Annotated in this window: 5 protein-coding genes; all 5 read right to left on the bottom strand. The window is 62.1% G+C overall.

Features of this window, described 5'->3' with window-relative positions; all coding sequences use genetic code 11:
• Positions 1-829, bottom strand: an 829-nt coding sequence (locus tag AC1DUU_RS20470; RefSeq protein WP_476785231.1) for an ABC transporter substrate-binding protein, incomplete at its 3' end; no start/stop codon positions are given.
• 85 nt (positions 830-914) lie between these two features.
• Positions 915-2051 (bottom strand): ABC transporter substrate-binding protein, encoded by a 1137-nt coding sequence (locus tag AC1DUU_RS20465; RefSeq protein WP_476785230.1) that lies wholly within the window; start codon positions 2049-2051, stop codon positions 915-917.
• Positions 2052-2158: 107 nt separating this feature from the next.
• Complete coding sequence (locus AC1DUU_RS20460) at positions 2159-3289, bottom strand: ABC transporter ATP-binding protein (RefSeq protein WP_476785229.1); 1131 nt, start codon at positions 3287-3289, stop codon at positions 2159-2161.
• 1 nt (position 3290) lies between these two features.
• Entirely contained in the window at positions 3291-5120 is a 1830-nt protein-coding gene (locus tag AC1DUU_RS20455) for an ABC transporter permease (RefSeq protein WP_476785232.1), read from the bottom strand.
• A 569-nt stretch (positions 5121-5689) separates the two neighbouring features.
• The gene (locus AC1DUU_RS20450) at positions 5690-6151 is read right to left on the bottom strand and encodes a L,D-transpeptidase (RefSeq protein WP_476785228.1); all 462 of its coding nucleotides are present in this window, start codon (positions 6149-6151) and stop codon (positions 5690-5692) included.
• Between the last annotated feature and the right edge of the window lie 61 nt (positions 6152-6212).

Here is a 6212-nt window from a genome sequence, read left to right as displayed (position 1 = left end):
GGCAAAGCCCGAGCTTGAAGCCCTTGTCGGCATTGTCACGGAACTTGGCCGAGCTCATCAAGCCGAAGAACGGCTCCGTCTGGCCGGGTGCGCCCACAGCTTCCGATATCGCGTCGTCGGCGTCCGCAAGCAGCGGCGAATTGCCGGCAAAGCCTTTGACCCAGGCTGCCGTGGCGCTGTCTTCGCCAACATCGATGTCCTTGCCGAAATGCGCCTTGTAGGCAGCCTTCATCTTGTCATCGTCATGGGTTGCGGTCTGGTTGAACCAGTCCGGGTAGGTGCCCTTCGACAGCGGGTCGTAGAAGGCGACCTTGCCCTTCCATTTCGCGTCGGTCAGCTCCCAGATGTTCTTCACCGGGCAGGCGTCGTAGGCTTCGGTATTGTAGGCCCAGACTGCGGCGTTGGTGGTGATGGCGAGCGGATTTTGGAACTTGGCCGGGATCTTGTCGGCCATATCAGGCGGCAGATAGCTCTCGACGAATTTCTGCGGCAGCAGCTGCGCCAGGCCTGCCGGCGCGTCGGTGATCAACACGACGTCGCCCTTGACGTTCTTGGCCTGCCCCTCGCGGATGATCATCTCCAGTTGAGCGTTCGCCGATACTTTGACACCCGTCGCCTGCAGGCCGTACTTCTTGGTGAAGTTCTCGGCCATCTCGACGATCTTGCCGGTGCTGTCATAGATGTTGATCGGCGCTTCCTTTTTCGCCGCCTCCACCAGCACATTGAGGTCGAAGGTGTCGGCCCGTGCCGGAGCCGCACCGAACATTGCGGCTGCAAATACCGCCGCAAGCGCGGTCGACGCCAAAGCTCTGCTTGTCTTGCTGCTCATGTCAAACGCCGGTTTCATGGTTTCCTCCCGTTTAAATCCGGCCAGACGCGCCCGGCATCATGCCGGGCGCCGCAGTTGCGTCAGTCTATTTCTGGTAGTTGACGCGCCAGAGGTCCTGCCAATCCTGACGCGCATCCCAGTCGCTCTGGGCCGTCGCTGAATCGTAGGGGAAGATCTGGTCGAGCGCCTTGCCGATGCCCGAAGGCTCGTCGTCAGGCAGCTTGGCGTCGCTATTGGTCGACATCTTGCCGTCGGCTGCCTGCGGCGCGATGCCTTCTTCGGTCATCAGATAGTGGATGAACAGCTTCGCCGCATTGGGGCTGTCGGTGCCCTTGGCGATGAAGCCGAGGCTCGGATACATCCAGCCGGCGAAAGGCTTGAGCCCGGTGCACAGGCCGAGCTTGGAACCCACATCCTGGTTGTTGCGGAACTTGGCCGAACTGACGAGCCCGACGAACTGCTCCTTCTGGTCCGGTGCGCCGACAGCCTGCGCGGCTCCTTCGTCAGCGTCGGCCAACAGCGGGCCGTTAGCGGCCAGCGCCTTCACCCACGCGGCGGTGGCACCAGACTCGTCGGTCACCAGGTCCTTGCCGTAATATTCCTTGTAGGCCGCAGCCACCTTGTCATCGGCTTTGGTCGCCATCTGGTTGAACCAGTCGACATAGGACGCCTTGTTGAGCGGGTCCTGCATGGCGAGCTTGCCCTTCCACTTGGCCTCCGTCAGCTCCCAGATGTTCTTGACCGGGCAGCTTTCGTTGAGCTGTGTGTTGTAGGCAAAGACGTTGGCTTCGTTGGAGACGGTCAGCGGGTTCTGGTACTGCGCCGGGATCTTGTCGGCGAGATCCGGCGGCAGCCAGCTGTCGACGAAACCCTGCGGCACCAGCTGTGCCACACCGGCCGGCACGTCGCTGATCTGGATCACGTCGCCCTGCACATTCTTGGCCTGGCCTTCGCGGATCACCATTTCGAGCTGCGCTGCGGCATTGGCCTTGGTGCCTGTCGCCTGCACGCCGTACTTCTTGGTGAAGTTCTCGGCCTGCTTCACGATCTTGCCGGTGCTCGAATAGACGTTGATCGGCGGCTCTTTCTTCGCGGCTTCGATCAGCGCGTTGAGGTCGAATTTTTCTTCGGCCTGTACCGCCGTTGCAAGCATTCCGGCTGCGACCGCAAGCACGGATGCCGACAAAAGCCTCTTTGCCCTGGTAGTGAAAAATCTGCTCATGTTTTCCTCCCTCTGTTGAACCGCGTTGCATCCCGCGGCCCATTGGTTTCCGGTCTCGTGCCTGCACTTCCAGCCCATGGCTCCTCCAGCCATGCGCCGTCTTCTTCTCAGTGAACCTTCGCGGGACGAAGCAGCCGGTCGGCAGCCTCGAGCCGGTCGCCTGCTGCGTCGAATACGTGCAGCGTCTTGGGCTTCACCCAGAAAATCGCCTTCTCGCCGACCTCGATCTCGGGCGACTGATGCGTCGTCAAAAACAGCTTTTCGCCCGACGAGGTCAGCTCGATGATCCAGCTGCCGCCCGTCGGCAGGATGCCCGTCACTTGCGCCTGGCCGGAGAATGCGCCCTCAGGCACCTCGCCCGCTTCGCTTGCCAGCCTGATCGACTCCGGCCGGATGCCGATGGAACCGGCGTCGCGCAGTTCGGCATAACGTTCGCCGAGGAACGCTCTGGCGCTGGTCGAAACCTCCGACTTGGCATTGCCAAGCTCGACGATGTTGATCGGCGGGTTGCCGACGAACTGGGCAACGAAACGGTTGGCYGGCCGGTCGTAAATGTCGTTGGGCGTACCGACCTGCTGCAGCTGTCCTTCGCTCATCACCGCGATCGTGGTCGCCAGCGTCATCGCCTCCCACTGGTCGTGGGTAACGAACACGATCGTCGTCTTGAATTCGGCGTGCAGGCGCTTGAGCTCGGCGCGCATCTCGAGGCGGAGGGCTGCGTCGAGATTGGACAGCGGTTCGTCGAGCAACAGCACTTCCGGATTGACCGCCAGCATGCGCGCCAAAGCGACGCGCTGCTGCTGCCCGCCGGACAGCTGCGAGGGGTAGCGGTCGCGGTACTTGTCTATGCCGAGCGTCTTCATCACGCGGTCGACGCGTTCCTCGCGCTCGGCCTTGGGCATCTTGCGCAGCCTGAGACCGAAATCGGTATTGCGCTCGATGGTCAGATGCGGCCACAGCGCATAGCTCTGGAACACCAGCCCCATCTCGCGCTTTTCCGGCGGAATGAACACGCCTTCGATGACCGAGTCGACGACGCGCGGCCCGACCCTGATCTCGCCGGCGGTCAGATGCTCCAGCCCGGCGATCATGCGCAGCGTCGTTGTCTTGCCGCAGCCCGACGGTCCGAGCAGGCACATGAATTCGCCGTCGCCGATTTCGAGGTCGAGATCGGCCACCGCATTGGCGGAATTGGCCCCGTAATTCTTCTCGACGCCGCGCAGATTGATTTTCGGCATGTCAGTTCCCCAGTCCTTGGGCGAGATTGGTCTTGGTCAGCTTCTGGCCGAGCAGCGCGCCGAAATAGGCGAGGCCGGCGATGATCAGCACCACCGCGTTGGCGGCCTGCGTGTAGTGGTAGTCGACGAGCCGCAGCGAATAGGTGGTCAGCACGTCTGTCGAAGGTACTGCCAGCACAACAAACAGGCTCAGCCCCTTGATGCCGGAGATGAATGGCAACAGGATGCCGGTCGTCAGCGAGCCTTTCTGGATCGGTATGACTATCGACGTCATGCGCCGGAACCAGCCGGCACCGGCGATCTGGGCTGCCTCTTCTGGATCCTTGCCGAGTTGCATCATGGCCGCGATGCCGGCGCGCGAGGCGTAAGGCATCTGGTCGGCGATCAGCGCCAGCATCAGGATCAGTGTGGTGCCGTAAAGTGCGGGGATCGGCCCACGCGGCACGGCAAACAGCGACAGGTAGGCCGCGGCGAAGGCAATGCCCGGCACGAGATAAGGCAGGAACGTCACCTGGCGCAGGAACGTGCCGAGCGGCCTGACAGGCGTGCGCACCACGACATAGCCGACAAGCAGGCCGAGGATGCCGGAGGTTACCGAAGCGACGCCGACGATGCGCAGGCTGTTCCAGGCAGCATTCCAAAGGTCGGGGCTTAGCAGGATGCCGGTCTGCAGTGCCACCGTGTTGAGGTTGGTGCCGATCCAGTAGTCGAGCGTGAAATTGTCGAGATTGAACTGCGCTGGCACCCGCATGATCGTCGACAGGAACAGTGTCGCGATCGGCAGGCCGACGCTGAGCAGGAACATCAGAACGGCAAAGCCGGTTGCAGGCAGGCGCATGATGCCAAGCGGGCTCAGCCTGTTCATCGAGCCCTTGGAGCCGATGGTGACGAAGCGGCGCGCTTCCTTCATCAGCTTGGCGTCGATGGTGATGGTGATGATGCCGATCAGCATGATCGAGCCGGCAAGAACGGCGCCCACGCCAACCTGGCGGGAAGCGATGTTCTGATAGAGCGAGGTCGCCAGCACGTCGAAATTGACCGGCAGGCCAAGCACATAAGGCACACCGAACTCGMCGAGGCATTTGGCGAAGATCAGCACCATCGCCGATATCAGCGACGGGCGCATCAGCGGCATGATGATCTTGCGGGCAACCGTCAGCCGGCTCGCCCCAAGAATGCGTGCCGAGTCCTCAAGCTGTGAGTCGAAGCGGCGCAGCGCATTGCCGAACAGCAGGATGACAAAGGGCGAATAATGCAGCGCCAGGATGATCGTCACCGGCAGTTGGCCATAAGACAGCCAGTCGGGTGGCGAAAAGCCGAGCGACTCCATCCAGCCCGGCTGGCCGCCGACCGTGCGGTTCTTGAACAGGGTCGTCCAGGCCAGCGCGAAGGTCCAGGCCGGCAGCATGTAAGGCACGATCAGCGCGGTCGAAAACCAGCGCCGGCCGAACATGTCGGTACGGCTGAGCAGCCAGGCAAGCGTGCCGCCGACAAGCATGGAGAGCGCGATCGCGCCGACCGCCACGCTCAGCGTATTGACCAGCGGCTCCCAGAACAGGTCATGCGAGACCCGCGAGGTGAACACACGCTCGATGTAGTACCAGGTCAGTTCGCCGACATCCTGCTTGATGCGGCGTTCGTCGCCGAACTGGACACGCGCGGCGTCCGACAGCATCGAGATGATCGGCACGACGATGAGATAGGTGAACAGCGCCGCGGCAAGGAAGCCGATCGTCGTCGTCGGCTCCCTGAGCGCAACCTTGAGCCGGTAGCGCAGGCGCTGGCCACGGGTCGGGGCAGCAATGGAGGCCCTGAGCGGCCGCGCCACCACTGCCTTGACTGATGTCTGGGACGAATCGGTCACGAGGCACAGCCCCGCGCGTGCCTTTCGGCCCTGCTTGCGAACTGGCCACGTACGCCCACCTCAGGCAGACGCGCGCCACGGTTTTCATGCAATGGCACGAACATGAACTCTCCTCCCTGGGGCGCCTTGAAACGGAACTTGTGTCGACGCGAACGCTGCCGCACGACACTCCTCGCCGTCCCTGCTTCCGACGCCACCACCACCTCCAGGCGGTGCGGCACATTCCCGTGCCTGTTGGCATATTCATTCCATTGCCGGTACGTTCATGTCAATCCGGATTCGGCATAATTTTGCACAGGCGTGCAAAATGTAGGAAATCGCCATATCTTTGACCGTTTTGCTGGCATTTCCGCTATGGCTGAAGGGAGTGAGAGGAATTTGTGCACTGCCGTGCAACGCTCCAAGAAATGCCCAGCCGGATAGGTCGCGGCGTCATTGAAGAGGTGCGAAAACGCGCGCGACCGCCCAAAATCAGCCTTCGCTGTTTCTGGACGGGCACACGTAAGGGACAAAAAGCTGGGCGTCGGCGCAGGCGCCTATTTAACAATCTGGATGCTGGTGTTCTTGGGGCCGTAGGCCTGGACCAACTCGTAGAAATCGGCCGCATTGTCCGGGTGCAGCCGAACACAGCCATGCGACGCCGGCCGGCCCAGCCGACTGACCTGGTTGGTGGCATGCACCGCATAGCCGCCGTTGAAGAATACCGAATGCGGCATCGGCGCGTTGTCGTACTTCTTCGAATACCACATCTCGTGCATGCGCGTCGGCTTGTACGAGCCCTTTGGGGTCACATACCCCCTGCGGGCCGTGGACACCTTCCACACGAAGGTCGAGCGACCGTCGATCAGCACCTGCATGCGCTGCTGGCTGATCGACACCTTGGCGACGATCTTGCTTGCCGCATCAGCATTGCCTTGGCCGGCGGCCAACAACAGTGCCGCGCCGGTCATKGCGGTGGCAGCGACGTTGATCAGCTTTCTCTTGAATTCGGTCTTCATAGCGTCCCCTCAGCCGGCCACGCCGGCGAAAATGCGTTTCGGAATGGAACGCCTTTTGCCC

Source organism: Aminobacter sp. P4_H6_2 (genome assembly GCF_056400805.1).
This window is presented reverse-complemented; position numbering and strand designations above follow the sequence as displayed.

Excerpts from the sequence above, each read along its gene's own strand:
- AC1DUU_RS20465 (WP_476785230.1), bottom strand. The coding sequence starts at position 2,051 with ATGAGCAGATTTTTCACTACCAGGGCAAAGAGGCTTTTGTCGGCATCC.